Source organism: Streptomyces sp. NPDC005494, from assembly GCF_042872025.1.
Lineage (GTDB): Bacteria > Actinomycetota > Actinomycetes > Streptomycetales > Streptomycetaceae > Streptomyces.
Genome location: NZ_JBIAJR010000003.1, coordinates 528469 through 542726, shown reverse-complemented (window position 1 = coordinate 542726; position 14258 = coordinate 528469). Strand labels below are relative to the sequence as shown.

The 14258-nt window shown below is 71.9% G+C and carries 14 protein-coding genes; 9 read left to right on the top strand and 5 right to left on the bottom strand.

Annotated features, from left to right (window positions below; all coding sequences use genetic code 11):
- Position 1: 1 nt before the first annotated feature.
- Positions 2–1045: a family 2 encapsulin nanocompartment cargo protein polyprenyl transferase gene (locus ACFYQ6_RS12410; protein WP_388762801.1), complete on the bottom strand. Its 1044-nt coding sequence runs from the start codon at positions 1043–1045 to the stop codon at positions 2–4.
- Between the two features lie 94 nt (positions 1046–1139).
- Positions 1140–2546, bottom strand: a complete 1407-nt coding sequence (locus ACFYQ6_RS12405; protein ID WP_361573591.1) for a family 2B encapsulin nanocompartment shell protein — start codon at positions 2544–2546, stop codon at positions 1140–1142.
- 303 nt (positions 2547–2849) lie between these two features.
- Between ACFYQ6_RS12405 and ACFYQ6_RS12400 the strand changes: the two genes are divergently transcribed.
- Positions 2850–3860 (top strand): questin oxidase family protein, encoded by a 1011-nt coding sequence (locus ACFYQ6_RS12400; RefSeq protein ID WP_361573589.1) that lies wholly within the window; start codon positions 2850–2852, stop codon positions 3858–3860.
- Between the two features lie 58 nt (positions 3861–3918).
- Here ACFYQ6_RS12400 and ACFYQ6_RS12395 read toward each other — a convergent pair whose 3' ends face one another.
- Positions 3919–5346, bottom strand: coding sequence for an FAD-binding oxidoreductase (locus ACFYQ6_RS12395; RefSeq protein WP_388762798.1), 1428 nt, complete (start codon positions 5344–5346; stop codon positions 3919–3921).
- Between the two features lie 99 nt (positions 5347–5445).
- On the opposite strand from ACFYQ6_RS12395, the gene ACFYQ6_RS12390 reads away from it, so the two are divergent.
- From ACFYQ6_RS12390 to ACFYQ6_RS12375, 4 genes are all read left to right on the top strand, one after another.
- Entirely contained in the window at positions 5446–5898 is a 453-nt protein-coding gene (locus ACFYQ6_RS12390) for an RrF2 family transcriptional regulator (protein WP_388762796.1), read from the top strand.
- A gap of 130 nt (positions 5899–6028) precedes the next feature.
- A complete protein-coding gene (locus ACFYQ6_RS12385) occupies positions 6029–7225 on the top strand; it encodes a globin domain-containing protein (RefSeq protein WP_361573583.1) in 1197 nt (398 codons plus the stop codon).
- Positions 7226–7412: 187 nt separating this feature from the next.
- The gene (locus ACFYQ6_RS12380) at positions 7413–8003 is read left to right on the top strand and encodes an N-acetylmuramoyl-L-alanine amidase (protein ID WP_361573581.1); all 591 of its coding nucleotides are present in this window, start codon (positions 7413–7415) and stop codon (positions 8001–8003) included.
- 76 nt (positions 8004–8079) lie between these two features.
- A complete protein-coding gene (locus tag ACFYQ6_RS12375; RefSeq protein WP_388762794.1) occupies positions 8080–9015 on the top strand; it encodes a 1-aminocyclopropane-1-carboxylate deaminase/D-cysteine desulfhydrase in 936 nt (311 codons plus the stop codon).
- Here ACFYQ6_RS12375 and ACFYQ6_RS12370 read toward each other — a convergent pair.
- Positions 8991–10592 (bottom strand): Na+/H+ antiporter, encoded by a 1602-nt coding sequence (locus tag ACFYQ6_RS12370; protein ID WP_361573577.1) that lies wholly within the window; start codon positions 10590–10592, stop codon positions 8991–8993. The two genes, ACFYQ6_RS12375 and ACFYQ6_RS12370, sit on opposite strands and share 25 nt — an antisense overlap.
- Positions 10593–10627: 35 nt before the next feature.
- On the opposite strand from ACFYQ6_RS12370, the gene ACFYQ6_RS12365 reads away from it, so the two are divergent.
- The 3 genes from ACFYQ6_RS12365 (at position 10628) to ACFYQ6_RS12355 (ending at position 12491) form a co-directional block, all read left to right on the top strand.
- Positions 10628–10888, top strand: coding sequence for a UBP-type zinc finger domain-containing protein (locus ACFYQ6_RS12365; RefSeq protein ID WP_361573575.1), 261 nt, complete (start codon positions 10628–10630; stop codon positions 10886–10888).
- A 230-nt stretch (positions 10889–11118) separates the two neighbouring features.
- The gene (locus ACFYQ6_RS12360) at positions 11119–11532 is read left to right on the top strand and encodes an anti-sigma regulatory factor (protein WP_014154139.1); all 414 of its coding nucleotides are present in this window, start codon (positions 11119–11121) and stop codon (positions 11530–11532) included.
- A gap of 23 nt (positions 11533–11555) precedes the next feature.
- On the top strand, positions 11556–12491 hold the full coding sequence (locus ACFYQ6_RS12355) for an RNA polymerase sigma factor SigF (RefSeq protein ID WP_361574120.1): 936 nt from the start codon (positions 11556–11558) through the stop codon (positions 12489–12491).
- Between the two features lie 26 nt (positions 12492–12517).
- Here ACFYQ6_RS12355 and ACFYQ6_RS12350 read toward each other — a convergent pair whose 3' ends face one another.
- Positions 12518–12967, bottom strand: a complete 450-nt coding sequence (locus tag ACFYQ6_RS12350; RefSeq protein WP_388762791.1) for a hypothetical protein — start codon at positions 12965–12967, stop codon at positions 12518–12520.
- Positions 12968–13134: 167 nt separating this feature from the next.
- Here ACFYQ6_RS12350 and ACFYQ6_RS12345 point away from each other — a divergent pair, with 167 nt between their 5' ends.
- Positions 13135–14103, top strand: coding sequence for a diacylglycerol kinase family protein (locus tag ACFYQ6_RS12345; protein WP_361573571.1), 969 nt, complete (start codon positions 13135–13137; stop codon positions 14101–14103).
- Positions 14104–14258: the final 155 nt, after the last annotated feature.

Here is a 14258-nt window from a genome sequence, read left to right as displayed (position 1 = left end):
CTCAGTGCGTTCTGCGGGTGACGAACTCCGCGAGGGCCAACAGGTCCCCGGCAGCGTCCGCCCCCGGCACCGCGACGGACAGATGGTGCACCGCACGGGCCATCCGGTCCGCCGCGGCGGTCTGGGCCCAGTCACGGCCGCCGGCCCGGTCGACCGCGTCCGCGGCCATCCTCACCTCACCTCGTGTGTTCATGGTGCCCCGGTAGAGCGCCGCCAGTTCGTCCGCGGCCGGGGTGCCCGAGGTGAGCGCCGCGACCACCGGAAGTGATTTCTTGTGGGCGGTCAGATCCGCCCCGGCCGGCTTGCCCGTACGGTCCGTGTCCCCCCAGATGCCGATCAGGTCGTCGATGAGCTGGAAGGCGAGCCCCGCTTCGCGCCCGAAGCCGTCCATGGCCCGGACCTCTCGCTCCCCCGCACCGCTGTAGAGCGCTCCCAGTGCGCAGGCACAGCCGAGCAGGGCGCCCGTCTTGGCCATGGCCATGGCGAGGCACTCGTCCAGCGTCACGTCGTCGGGGCCGCGCTCCTCCAGGGCGCAGTCGGCCTGTTGTCCCGCGCAGAGTTCGATGACGCAGGCGGAGAGCCGCACCGCGGCATGTGCGGACGCCGGGTGCGGGTCGTCCGCCAGCAGCCGCAGCGCGAGGGCGAGCATGGCGTCCCCCGTGATGACGGCGTCCGGCACGCCGAACATCGCCCAGGCCGTGGGTCTGTGGCGCCGGGTGGTGTCCTCGTCGATGACGTCGTCGTGGAGCAGGGTGAAGTTGTGCGCGAGCTCGACGGCCACGGCCGCCCTCATCGCCGCCTCCGGATCGCCGCCCAGAGCGCGGGCGGCCGCCAGGACGAGCGCCGGCCTGATGGCTTTGCCGGCCTCCCCGGAGGCGGGCGTACCGTCGGCGTTCTGCCAGCCGAAGTGGTACATGGCGACCCGGCGCATCGCTCCGGGCAGCGTCTCGACGGCGGCCCGGAGGTGCGGGTCGACGGCGTTGCGGGTGTGCTCCAGGAGCACGGCCGCCTTCCGCCCCTCCATCGCGGCATCCGTACTGGTCATGGTCACGGTCACTCCTTCCGGGCGCCCCGGGGCACCTTGGTCGCTGCCTCGGCCTTCCGGGGCCCGGGCGGTGGGCGCCCGGGCCCGGGGTGCGTCACCGCCAGCGGCTCACCTCCACGTTCTCCAGGACGCCGAGGGCGTCCGGGACCAAGATGGCCGCGGAGTAGTACGCCGTCACGAGGTACGAGATGATCGCCTGCTCGTCGATGCCCATGAACCGCACCGAGAGGCTCGGTTCGATCTCGTCCGGGATGCCGCTCTGCTGAAGTCCGATGACGCCCTGGTCGGCCTCACCGGTCCTCATGCAGATGATCGACGTGGTGCGGGCGTCGGTGACCGGGATCTTGTTGCACGGGAAGATCGGGACCCCTCGCCAGGCGGGCACGTGGTGCCCGCCGACCTCGACGCTCTCCGGCACCAGGCCGCGCTTGTTGCACTCGCGGCCGAAGGCCGCGATGGCGCGGGGGTGGGCGAGGAACAGTTTCGATCCGCGCCGCCGCGACAGGAGCTCGTCCATGTCGTCGGGGCCCGGCGCTCCGTCGTGCGGCTGGATCCGCTGCCCGTAGTCGCAGTTGTTGAGCAGGCCGAACTCGCGGTTGTTGATGAGCTCGTGCTCCTGACGCTCACGGAGCGCCTCGACGGTCAGCCGCAACTGCTGCTCGGTCTGGTTCATCGGCTGGTTGTAGAGGTCGGCGACCCTGCTGTGGACCTTCAGGACGGTCTGGGCGACGCTCAGTTCGTACTCACGCGGCGCAGATTCGTAGTCGACGAAGGTGTGGGGCACGACGCTCTCGCCCACGTGTCCCGCCGAGAGGTCGATCGCCGCCTCGCCGTAAGGGTTGGTGCGCTGGTGCGGGATGGCGAGCAGGCCCGCGAGGTGGTCGCGGAGCGAGTCGGCGCGGGCGGCGAGGTTGAGCACGTCGGACCGGCGCAGGGTCAGCAGCGTGCAGGCGGTCACCGCCCGGGCCGTGTACTCCCAGGTCGCGTCGCCGTCGACGAGGACGTGGTCACCGAAGTAGGCGCCGTCCGCGAGGACTCCGAGCACCGTCTCGTCGCCGTACGGCCCGGACCCGATCTTCTCGATCTTTCCGTGGGCCAGCAGATGGACGCGGTCCGCGGCGTCGCCCGCCGCCGCGAGGACCTCACCCGCGGCGACATCACGCTGCTCGCACCTGCGTGCCAGCTCGGCCAGCACGTCCTCGTCCTCGAAGTCGCGCAGTGCCGGGAGTTCGCCGAGCTCGGCGGGGATGACCGTGACCCGGTCGCCCGTCTGCACGAACGTCACCCGGCCGTCTCCCACCGAGTAGCTGAGGCGACGGTTCACCCGGTAGGTGCCGCCCTGCACCTGAACCCACGGCAGCATGCGCAGCAGCCACCGCGAGGTGATCTCCTGCATCTGCGGGGCGGACTTGGTGGTCGTCGCGAGGTTCCGCGCAGCCGCTGTGCCGAGACTCTGCTGCGGCTGCGGCTGCGTGTCCCGAACCTCTTCACCAACGGACATCCGAAATCCTCTCGATCATGGGCTGACCTGCGAGAAGAAGACTTGCAGCCGAAGGACTCCGTGCGCTATTACACAAAAGAGTGTGACTAATCGGGCTTGGGCGGGGCACATTGCCCGGACCCGGGCCGATGCATGTCGGTGCGCGGGGCAGGGCTGGGAGGACGGCCGCCGGTCCGTCACCGGTCACGCCGGCCCCCTCCGCAGGGCGGACGGGACCGGGCCCCGGGGCGTAGGACCACCCCCGTCCCGCGCCGGGACTTCTGCCCGTTACGGCTCCGCGGACGGCCGCCTAACGTCTGCGCCATGGATACGACAGGCGCACTCGACGAGGCGCTCCAGCGGCTGCACGCCTCGGGACCCGAGCGGCTCGGGCGGCTCACCAACCACGCGCCGATGGCCGTCGAGGCCCTCGCCGCGCACGGACAGGGACGCTCGGTGCACCGCTGGCTCGACGCGTACGCGTCGAAGCTGGAGGAGTTCCCGGCCGGCGTCGCACCGGTCACCGCGGCCGACTGGCGTTCCGCGCTGGGCGATCCGCGCCGCGCCGCCGACTGGATCGGCTACTTCGGACGGGAGATCGCCGAGCGTCCCTGGCGCGATGTGCTCGCCGAGTGGTGGCCGCGCCTCCTGCCCGGCATGTACGGCGGATCGACGCATCCGGTGATCCGCGTGGGTCACGCGGTGCGCACGCTCCTGGCGGGCGCTAGCACCTCGCCCCGGCTGGCGGAACTCGCCCACGGTCTCGGCTACTGGGCGGCCCGCCACCGCCCGGTCAGGGGACTCACTCCCGCGCCGGGCGCCTCCAGCGCCGCCGCGGCCCTGGACTCGGTGTCTCCGATCGCCGAACGGGAGGGCGGCTTCCCGGCCCGGCTCGACGGCGTCAGGAGCCTCCCGGTGTGGGCCGGGACGGTCACGGACCCTGCCGAGGCCCGCCGCCGCCTCACCGAACTGGTCACCGCGGCCACCCATCGGTACACGACCCACGGCCACGGCGACCCGACGATGCTGGTCCACGCGGCGACGGCACCCAACGCCGTGTTGCGCACCCTGCCCGCCCTGCCCCGGACCCTGTGGGTCCCGAGCCTCCGGGCCGCCTGGACGGCCTCCGCCGCGGTGACCGCCATGTACGCGCCGGACGCCCCGGTGGCCTGGGTCCCGCCCGGGCCGGTCACGCCCGAGGAGGTCTTCGAACTGGCGGTGGCCCACGGCGACGAGCACGTCGTCAAGCTGACCGACACGGCCCTCGACATCGGTGACGAACGGGCCCTGGCGGCGGCCCTGCGCGCCGTCGAACTCGGCGAACCCCTGCGGTAGCGGGCCGGACCGGCACGATCCGGACGACACGCCCTGGGGCTTCCGTCCGAGCCGGCGGTCACCTCGCCAGGGGTGCTCCCGACGCGACGACCTTGCCCGGGTTGAGGATGCCGTACGGGTCCAGGGCGGCCTTGACCGCCCGCTGCATGGCCAGGTTGACGGGGCCCACCTCACGGTCCATGCCGCCCATCTTCAGCAGGCCGACGCCGTGTTCGCCGGTGACCGTGCCGCCGAAGGAGATCGCCGCGTCGAGGATGTCCTCGAAGGCGAGCTGGGCGCGTGCCCGGGCGGCCTCGTCACCGGGTTCGGTGATGATGAGGGGGTGGAGGTTGCCGTCGCCCGCGTGGGCGATGTTGGCGATACGTACGTCGTGCGCGCGGGCGATCTCCTCGACGCGCGCCAGCATCCTGGGCACGAGGGCCCGCGGCACGACCACGTCCTCGGTGAGCACCGGGCCCAGCCGCTCCAGCGCCGGGTAGGCGAGTCGCCGGGCCTGGAAGAGTGCGTCCGCCTCGGCCTGGTCGGTGGAGACCTCGGCCCACGCCGCGCCCGCGTCGGCGAAGCAGGCGCGGACGGCCTCCGCCTCCGCGTCGCCCGCGGCGCCCGGGGTGTCCACCCGGCCGAGCAGGATCGCGTCCGCGTCGGCCGACAGCCCCATGTTCTTCCACTCGTCGACGGCCTTCAGGCAGTGCCGGTCGAGGAGTTCGAGCGCGGAGGGCACGATGCCCGCCTCGGTGACCCTGCTCACCGCGTCGCCGGCCGCGACCACCGAGTCGAAGAAGCCCGCGACCGTGCGCTCGGCGGGCCGCGCGCCGCGCAGCTTCACGGTGACCTCGGTGATCACGCCCAGGGTGCCCTCGGAGCCGACGAGCAGCCCGCACAGGTCGTAGCCGGCGACCCCCTTGGCGGTCTGCCGGCCCACGCGGACGACCTCACCGAGGCCGTTGACGACTTCCAGCCCGAGCACGTAGTCGCGGGTCACGCCGTACTTCACACAGCACATGCCGCCCGCGTTGGTGGCGGCATTCCCGCCGATGGTGGACCAGGGCGAGCTCGCGGGGTCCGGCGGGTACCAGAGGCCCTGCCCGGCGCAGGCGGCGCGCAGGTCGTCGTTGACCACGCCCGGCTGGACGACGGCGAGCCGCTCCACCGGATCGATGCGCAGGATCCGGTTCATGTCCTCGAAGGAGAGGACGACGGCCCCGTCCACCGCGTTGGCCCCGCCCGAGAGTCCCGTGCCCGCACCGCGCGGGACCACCGGGATGCGGTGCTCCACGCAGTGGGCGACGACGGCCCGCACCTCGTCCGTGTCCTGGGGCCGCACGACGGCGAGTGGGCGCCCGGCCGGCGCCCACTCCGCTTCGTCGTGTGCGTAGCGGCCCAGGCTGTCCGGGTCGGTGATGACCTTGCTCGCCGGTATCCCGTCGGCTGCGTTCGGCTTCGGCACGGCCGCTGACCACCTCTCTCGACCTCGCGCACTCCGCATCCGTCACGGAGCCGCACCCACCCATCATGACGCGTCCATCGGTATGGCAGAGCGGCACCATAATTTGCATTGGATATACAAGTTATCTACGCTGCCGCCATGCGGCTGACGCGATTCACCGATGTGGCGCTCCGGGTACTGATGCGCCTGGCCGTCACGGCAGAGGGCGAGGACTCGCCGACCACCCGCGAGGTGGCGGACACCATGCAGGTGCCGTACACCCACACGGCGAAGGTCGTCGCACGCCTCCAGCACCTCGGCCTCGTCGACGCGCGCCGCGGCCGGGGCGGAGGGCTCTCCCTCACCATCGCCGGGCGGTCGGCATCGATCGGCACCCTGGTCAGGCAGCTGGAAGGGCCCGGCGAGGTCGTCGAGTGCGAGGGCAGCACCCCGTGCCCGCTGCGTTCCGCATGCCGGCTCCGCTCCGCGCTGCGCCAGGCCGAAGAGGCGTTCTACGCCTCCCTCGACCCGCTCACGGTCAGCGATCTCACCGCCTCCCCCACCGGCCCGCTGCTGCTCGGCATCAGCCGCAGCCGCCCCGCGCCCGGCTGATCCACCCTCGCCCCGCCCGCGCGCACCCCCTCGCGCGTGGGCGGGATCGGGCCGGGCAGAAATAAGCATTTCATTTACCAATTAAACCGGGTGACCGCCGTACGGCACCCACGTACAGAGGAGCCAACGGATGCTCTCCGAGACCTCGACCGCCACCGTCCGAGCCACGCTCCCCGCCGTCGGCGCGGCCGTCGGGGACATCGCGGACCTCTTCTACCGCAAGCTCTTCGAGGCCCACCCCGAGCTTCTCCGGGATCTGTTCAACCGAGGCAACCAGGCGTCCGGCGCCCAGCGCCAGGCGCTCGCCGGATCCATCGCCGCGTTCGCCACCCAACTGGTCGAACACCCCGGCACCCGGCCCGATGTGATGCTGGGCCGGATCGCCAACAAGCACGCCTCACTGGGCATCACCGCCCCGCAGTACCGGATCGTGCACACCCACCTCTTCGCCGCCATCGCCGAGGTGCTCGGCGACGCGGTCACCCCTGAGGTCGCCGCGGCCTGGGACGAGGTCTACTGGCTGATGGCCAACGCCCTGATCTCGATCGAGGAACGGCTCTACGCCCAGCAGGGCGTGGCGGCGGGCGACGTGTGGCGCGAGTGGACGGTGGTCTCCCGCACCGAGGAGACCGCCGACGTGGCCACCTTCCGGCTCGCTCCCTCCGACGGCGCGCCGGCTCCCGCGTTCCGGCCGGGCCAGTACGTCTCCGTGCAGGTGGAACTCCCCGACGGCGCACACCAGATACGCCAGTACAGCCTCATCGGTGCACCCGGCGAGGACCTGCGCTCCTTCTCGGTGAAGCGCGTCCGCGGGGAGAGCGGCCCCGAGGGCGAGGTCTCGGCGCACCTGCACGAGCGACTGCGCGCCGGTGACCGCCTGCGCGTCTCGGCACCGTACGGCGACCTGGTGCTCGACGGCTCCGACGCCCCGCTGCTCCTGGCGTCGGCCGGCATCGGCTGCACCCCGATCCTCTCGATGCTGGAGCACCTGGTGGCCGAGGAGCACCGTTCGCCCGTCACCGTCGTGCACGGCGACCGGTCGCCCGCCGATCACGCCCTGCGCACCGAGCACGCGGCACTCACGGCCAAGCTCTCCGACGCCTCCGCGCACTTCTGGTACGAGAGCCCGGAGCCCGGCGGTTCGGACGAGCGGACCGGCACGGTCGACCTGAGCGGCCTCACCGTCGCCCCGGGCACCCACGCCTACCTCTGCGGGCCGCTGCCGTTCATGCGGGCCGTGCGCTCCCAGCTCCTCGGCAAGGGGGTCGCGGCGGCCGACATCCACTACGAGGTGTTCGGCCCCGACCTGTGGCTCGCCCAGAACTGAGCGCCGCGGGACCCGACGCTCGCGGACTGTCCGGATCGGCTCGCACAAGGCCCGGCGCAAATCCGAACAGGTTTGCCGGAGCCTCCTGTTCCGGTAGAAGCGCTGTACGGACACGCTCCCGCCGGAGCCTCCTGTTCCGGTAGAAGCGCTGTACGGACACGCTCCCCCAGTACCGAAGGAGTCGGCCATGTCCTCACCCATGTCCGCGAGCAACTTCCTCAAGGCCCTGAAGGACGAAGGGCTCACCGTCGTCCAGGTGGGCGACTGGCGTAAGCACAACCGCAACCACAAGGGTCCTTGGGGGCCGGTGCACGGGGTCATGCTCCATCACACCGTCACCCGGGGCACTGCGCGCACGGTCGAGATCTGCCGTGACGGCCACGCGGGCCTGCCGGGGCCCCTCTGCCACGGCGTGATCGCCAAGGACGGGCGGGTCCATCTGGTCGGTTACGGCCGCACCAACCACGCCGGGCTCGGCGACGACGACGTCCTGCGCGCCGTCGTCGCCGAGAAGCGGCTGCCGTCCGACAACGAGTCGAACACGGACGGGAACCGGCACTTCTACGGATTCGAGTGCGAGAACCTCGGCGACGGGGACGACCCCTGGCCCGCCGTCCAGCTCGAAGCCGTCGAGAAGGCCGCCGCAGCGGTCTGCCGCTTCCACGGCTGGGACGCGCAGTCGGTCATCGCGCACCGTGAGTGGCAACCGGGAAAGGTCGACCCGCGCGGCTTCTCGATGACGGGCATGCGCAACCGGATCCACGACCGGCTGAAGTAGCGCGGCACCCGGGCACCGCCGCCGGCGGGCCCGGGGCGCCTGCGTCGGCAGCACCCGTGCGCCACACAATGGGGGCATGCACGACGAAGCGCCCGACCTCTCCCGGCTGCGGCCGGTGCTCCCCTCGCCTCTCCAGCCGGCCGAGGACGAGCGCTTCGCGCGGCACGGCGTGACCCTGCTGCTCAAGCGCGACGACCTGATCCATCCGGATCTGCCGGGCAACAAGTGGCGCAAGCTCGCCCCGAACCTCCGGGCCGCCGCCGGCCGCACCGTGCTGACCTTCGGCGGGGCCTACTCGAACCACCTGCGGGCCACGGCCGCTGCCGGACGCCTGCTCGGCTTCCCGACCGTCGGTGTCGTACGGGGCGACGAGCTGGCCCACCGCCCCCTCAACCCCTCCCTCGCACAGTGCGCGGCCGACGGCATGCGACTGCACTTCGTGGACCGGACGACGTACCGCGCGAAGACCTCTCCCGAGGTCCTGGACGGCCTGCTGAGCCTCTTCGGTGACTGCCTGGTCGTCCCGGAGGGCGGCAGCAACGCGCTGGCCGCACAGGGCTGCGCAGCCCTCGGCGAGGAACTGCGCGGCCTGACCGGCACGGTGGCGGTGGCCTGCGGCACCGGGGGCACCCTCGCGGGCCTGGCGGCGGGTCTCGCCCCGGAGCAGCACGCCCTGGGCATACCGGTGCTGCGCGGCGGTTTCCTCGGGGACACCGTGTGCGCCCTGCAGCAGGAGGCGTTCGGAGGCCCCGCGGGCCGGTGGTCCCTGGACGAGCGTTTCCACTTCGGCGGCTACGCCCGTACGACCCCCGAGCTGCACTCGTTCGCGGACGACTTCGAGGACCGTCACGGTCTTCCCGTGGAGCGCCTCTATGTGGCGAAACTCCTCCACGGGCTGACCGTGCTGGCCGGGGAGGGCGCGTTCGCCCCGGGGTCCACGGTCACCGCCGTCGTCACCGGCCGCCCCCGGGACGGCCGGGAACGCGGTCAGGCGCCGTCCGACTCCCGGTAGGCGGCGGCCTCCTCCAGGTCCAGCCGTCGCAGCAGGGCACGCAGCATCTCGTCGTCGATCCGCCGCGCGTCCCTGAGGCGTACGAAGACCTCACGCTCGGCGGCGATCATCTCCCGCGCCAGCCGCCGGTAGGTGTCGTCCGCCGACTCGCCCGAGACCGGGTCGGCCGCGCCCAGCCGTTCCCAGACCGCGTTGCGACGCCTCTCCATGACGGTGCGCAGCCGCTGGACGAGTGGATCGGGCAGCGCGTTGCCCGGGCTCTCCAGCAGCTCGGCCAGCCGCGCGTCCGCGGCCTCGGACGCCTCGCTCTGCGCCTGGGCCTCGGCCAGCGTCTCGGCGCGCACGTCACGTCCCGGGAGTCTCAGCACACGCACCAGGAAGGGCAGCGTGAGCCCTTGGACGACCAGTGTCCCGATGACCGTGGTGAAGGTCAGGAACAGCACGAGGTTGCGGGCGGGGAAGTCCTCGCCGTCATGCGTGACCAGGGGGATGGAAAAGGCGATGGCGAGGGAGACCACGCCCCTCATCCCGGCCCAGCTCACGATCAGGGGCGAACTCCAGGGCAACGGGCCCTCGCGCTGCCTCGTCCGCTCGGAGAGCCACAGCGGCAGATAGCTCGCCGGGTACACCCAGACGAAGCGCACCACGACCACCGCGACGAACACGAGGACGGCGTAGCCGAGGGCCTCGGCCACCCCGTAGGACCCCAGCCCCCTGAGCACGAAGGGCAGCTGCAGTCCGATGAGCGCGAAGACCGCGGACTCCAGGACGAAGGCGACCATCTTCCAGACCGCCGCCTCCTGGAGCCGCGTCGCGAAGTCGACCTGCCAGGAGCGGTGCCCCAGGTAGAGCGCCACGACGACCACGGCCAGCACCCCGGAGGCGTGCACCCGCTCGGCGGCCGCGTACGCGACGAAGGGGATGAGCAGCGACAGGGTGTTCTGCAGCAGCGCCTCCTTCAGGTGCGTGCGCAGCCAGTGCAGCGGCACCATCAGCAGCAGGCCCACGCCGACCCCGCCGACCGAGGCCAGCAGGAACTCGCCGACCCCGGCGCCCCAGCTCATGCCCTCGCCGACCGCGGCGGCGAGGGCCACCTTGAAGGCGGTGATCGCGGTGGCGTCGTTCACCAGGGACTCGCCCTGCAGGATCGTGGTGACCCGGGCGGGCAGTCCGACCCTGCGGGCGATCGCCGCGGCGGTGACGGCGTCCGGCGGGGCGACCACGGCGCCGAGCACCAGGGCCGCGGTCAGCGGCAGGTCCGGGACGAGCAGGTAGGCGAGCCATCCCACGGCGAACGTCGCGAACAGCACGTAGCCCACGGACAGCAGCGCGACCGGCCGCAGATTGGCCCGCAGGTCGAGGTACGAGCTGTCGACCGAGGCCGTGTACAGCAGCGGAGGCAGCAGCAGGGGCAGCACGATGTGCGCGTCCAGCGTGTAGGTCGGCACCCCCGGCAGGTACGCCGCCAGCAGGCCGGCGGCGACCAGCAGCAGCGGTGCGGGCACCGGCGTCCGGCGGGCCGCCCCCGCCACCGCCGCACTGACCGCGACGAGTGCCACCAGCGGCAATGCGTCCATCTCACCGTCCCCACATCCGACGTAACGTGGCCATCATGAGTGAGTGCCTCCACGTTGACGAACTGCCGCGCCCCGAGCCCGCCCCGCTCGGCGACACCTGCCCTGAGTGCCTCGCGGCCGGGACGCATCCCGTGCAGCTGCGGCTCTGCCTGGTCTGCGGGCATGTCGGATGCTGCGATTCCTCGCCCCTGAAGCACGCGACGGCGCACTACAAGGAGACCGGCCATCCGGTGATGCGCAGCTTCGAATGCGCGGACAGCTGGCGCTGGTGCTTCGCGGACGGTTCGATCGTCTGACGCCTGGGTACGTCAAACCGGCGCCGGTTCTTCGCAATTGACCGCCGCAGACCTCTAGCCACTGTGCGTGCTCATATGCCTACCATGAGTTACGACGGGGTCGCAGCCCCGGCGACACGGCATCATGGGTCGCGATAGCGTCGCCGGACCACAGGACCGACGACGGACCGCACGGCCCCGGGCAGTCGTCCCGGAGCCTCGAACGAGTTTGTGCCACCTTGGAGGTGAGGGTGTCCCAGATCGCAGGCGAGCCCGGGAACCAGGACTTCGTTGAGGTCCGGCTGCCCGCTGCGGGTGCCTACCTGTCGGTGCTGCGTACGGCCACGGCCGGCCTCGCAGCGCGCTTGGACTTCACTCTCGACGAGATCGAGGATCTCCGTATCGCGGTCGACGAGGCCTGCGCGATCCTGCTCCAGCAGGCCGTGCCCGGCTCCGTACTCAGCTGCGTCTTCCGCCTCGTGGGGGACTCCCTCGAGGTGACGGTGTCGGCACCCACCACGGACGGCCGCGCCCCCGAGCGCGACACCTTCGCCTGGACCGTGCTCTCCGCACTGGCCGGCAAGGTCGACTCCACGGTCGCCGACGACCGTACGGTCAGCATCAGCCTCTACAAACAGCGCGGCGCGGGACCCGGGCCGGCGTGAGCGACGGGAACGGGGACGGTCCTGTGCGGGACGAGACGATCCGGTCCGGGGCGGTGCGCCCAGCCGCCCTCCCGGAGCAGCAGGCCCGGCCGCACCCGGAGGACGGGGCGGACGGCGCGGACGGCGTGCAGGGCGGTCCGGTCGCGGTGGAGCAGTCGCAGGCGGAGCGGGCGGGCCAGATGAGCGAGCACAGGCAGCACGATCCACACGACCGCAGCGGTGCGCGGGCACTCTTCGTCGAGCTGCGGGAGCTTCCCGACGGCTCGCCCGAGAAGGCCGAGCTGCGGAACAGGCTGGTGCGGATGCACCTGCCGCTGGTGGAGCACCTGGCGCGCCGCTTCCGCAACCGCGGCGAGCCCCTGGACGACCTGACCCAGGTCGCCACGATCGGCCTGATCAAGTCGGTGGACCGGTTCGACCCGGACCGTGGCGTCGAGTTCTCGACGTACGCGACCCCCACGGTCGTCGGCGAGATCAAGCGCCACTTCCGGGACAAGGGCTGGGCGGTGCGGGTGCCGCGCCGGCTCCAGGAGCTGCGGCTGTCGCTGACCACGGCGACTGCGGAGCTCTCCCAGCAGCACGGCCGCTCCCCCACGGTGCACGAGCTGGCCGAGCGCCTGGGCATCTCCGAGGAAGAGGTCCTGGAGGGGCTGGAATCGGCCAATGCCTACAGCACGCTCTCCCTCGACGTGCCGGACACGGACGACGAGTCGCCCGCGGTCGCGGACACCCTGGGCTCGGAGGACGAGGCGCTGGAGGGCGTCGAGTACCGCGAGTCGCTCAAACCGCTGCTGGAGGACCTTCCGCCGCGCGAGAAGCGCATCCTGCTGCTGCGCTTCTTCGGCAACATGACCCAGTCGCAGATCGCGCAGGAGGTCGGCATCTCCCAGATGCACGTCTCCCGCCTGCTGGCCCGCACGCTCGCGCAGCTGCGCGAGCGGCTGCTCGTCGAGGAGTAGCCGAGGGGCCCGGGACGCTCCGCCGGTCAGGCGTCCGGGGTCGTACGCGGTCCTCGGATGCCCAGCTCCCGGGTGGTCGCCGGGTTGAACAGCAGCACGAGCGCCGTGACGGCGACGGCGGCGAGCACGATGCCCGCGGGGATCATGGTGCCCTGCGCCCGCAGCAGCGTCCAGGCCACGGGCATCGCCATGAGCTGTGTGATGAGCGCGGGACCTCGGCTCCAGCTGCGCCGCAGCAGCAGACCACGGGCGGCGAGGAGCGGGATCAGGCCGAGCGCCACCAGCGTGAGCCCGCCCATCTCCGCCTGCTGGATGCTGTCGGGCCGGCCGAACAGCCCGACGGCCAGCATGTAGATCCCGCCGACGGCGAGCGCCGCGCCTTCGAGGGCGGTGAGTGCGGCCAGGACGGCGATGCGGCCGGGCTTCCCGGAGCCGGCCGCCGGCGACGGGGAGGGCGTGTTCTGCTGAGTGCTCACGCCATTCAGATTCGCATCCCCGCCCGCCGGACGCGAAGCCGGGGCCCGGGGCCACCGGATCGGGTCCGTCGGCGCACCCGAACAGGCCCGCTCACTCTCCGTACACGCGAGCGAACGGACCGAGCGGAACTTCAGGGCGGTACCGCGCGATAGGTACCCTGGCGGGCATGCGCGCACTTCTCGTGGTCAACCCAGCTGCCACCACTACCAGTGCGCGGACCCGCGACGTACTGATTCACGCCCTGGCGAGCGAGATGAAGATCGAGGCCGTGACCACGGAGTACCGCGGACACGCCCGTGACCTGGGACGCCGGGCCGCCGACTCCGACGACGTCGACCTGGTCGTCGCCCTGGGCGGCGACGGCACGGTCAACGAGGTGGTCAACGGCCTGCTGCACCGCGGGCCCGACCCCGAGGGCCTGCCGAGCCTCGCCGTGGTCCCCGGCGGCTCGACCAACGTCTTCGCGCGCGCCCTGGGTATCCCCAACGACGCCGTGGAGGCGACGGGCGCCATCCTGGACGCGCTCGCCGACCGCAGCGAACGCACGGTGGGGCTCGGCCTCGCGACCGGGACCCCGGGAACGGCGGACGAGGCCGTGCCGGAACGCTGGTTCACCTTCTGCGCCGGGCTCGGATTCGACGCCGGCGTCCTCGGCCGGGTGGAACAGAAGCGCGAACGCGGCAAGCGTTCGACCCACCCGCTCTACGTGCGCCAGGTGATACGCCAGTTCCTGGAGGAACCGCACCGCCGCAACGGCCTGATCACGCTGGACGTCCCCGGCCAGGAGCCGGTCACGGATCTCGCGCTGTCCATAATCTGCAACACCGCGCCGTGGACCTACCTGGGGAATCGCCCGATGTACGCCGCCCCCAAGGCCTCCTTCGACACCGGCCTGGACATCCTCGGACTGAAGCGTCTCACCACCGCCGCGGTGGCCCGGTACGCCACTCAGCTGCTCACTTCGAGCCCCGACAAGGGCCCGCACGGCAAGCACGCGGTCTCCCGGCACGACCTCACGGACTTCACCTTGCATTCAAAGGCGCCCCTGCCCTTCCAGATGGACGGTGACCACCTGGGACTGCGTACGAGCGTGACGTTCACAGGCGTACGCCGTGCACTGCGTGTGATTGTGTGAGTGGAAGGGCCCAAAGTCCTTTGACTCGAACGTTTGGGCTGGCCCCCACCCCTTAGAAGTACGGCTGTGACCTAGTCGACACCGAGGAATCAAAAAAAACTTTCCAGAAGGGGTTGTATCCGCAGCCGAGGTTTGCGAATCTCTACATGGCGATC

Excerpts from the sequence above, each read along its gene's own strand:
- ACFYQ6_RS12390 (WP_388762796.1), top strand. The coding sequence starts at position 5,446 with ATGCGGCTGACGCGATTCACCGATGTGGCGCTCCGGGTACTGATGCGC.
- ACFYQ6_RS12380 (WP_361573581.1), top strand. The coding sequence starts at position 7,413 with ATGTCCTCACCCATGTCCGCGAGCAACTTCCTCAAGGCCCTGAAGGAC.
- ACFYQ6_RS12400 (WP_361573589.1), top strand. The coding sequence starts at position 2,850 with ATGGATACGACAGGCGCACTCGACGAGGCGCTCCAGCGGCTGCACGCC.
- ACFYQ6_RS12365 (WP_361573575.1), top strand. The coding sequence starts at position 10,628 with ATGAGTGAGTGCCTCCACGTTGACGAACTGCCGCGCCCCGAGCCCGCC.
- ACFYQ6_RS12370 (WP_361573577.1), bottom strand. The coding sequence starts at position 10,592 with ATGGACGCATTGCCGCTGGTGGCACTCGTCGCGGTCAGTGCGGCGGTG.
- ACFYQ6_RS12345 (WP_361573571.1), top strand. The coding sequence starts at position 13,135 with ATGCGCGCACTTCTCGTGGTCAACCCAGCTGCCACCACTACCAGTGCG.
- ACFYQ6_RS12385 (WP_361573583.1), top strand. The coding sequence starts at position 6,029 with ATGCTCTCCGAGACCTCGACCGCCACCGTCCGAGCCACGCTCCCCGCC.
- ACFYQ6_RS12410 (WP_388762801.1), bottom strand. The coding sequence starts at position 1,045 with ATGACCAGTACGGATGCCGCGATGGAGGGGCGGAAGGCGGCCGTGCTC.
- ACFYQ6_RS12405 (WP_361573591.1), bottom strand. The coding sequence starts at position 2,546 with ATGTCCGTTGGTGAAGAGGTTCGGGACACGCAGCCGCAGCCGCAGCAG.
- ACFYQ6_RS12375 (WP_388762794.1), top strand. The coding sequence starts at position 8,080 with ATGCACGACGAAGCGCCCGACCTCTCCCGGCTGCGGCCGGTGCTCCCC.
- ACFYQ6_RS12395 (WP_388762798.1), bottom strand. The coding sequence starts at position 5,346 with ATGCGGAGTGCGCGAGGTCGAGAGAGGTGGTCAGCGGCCGTGCCGAAG.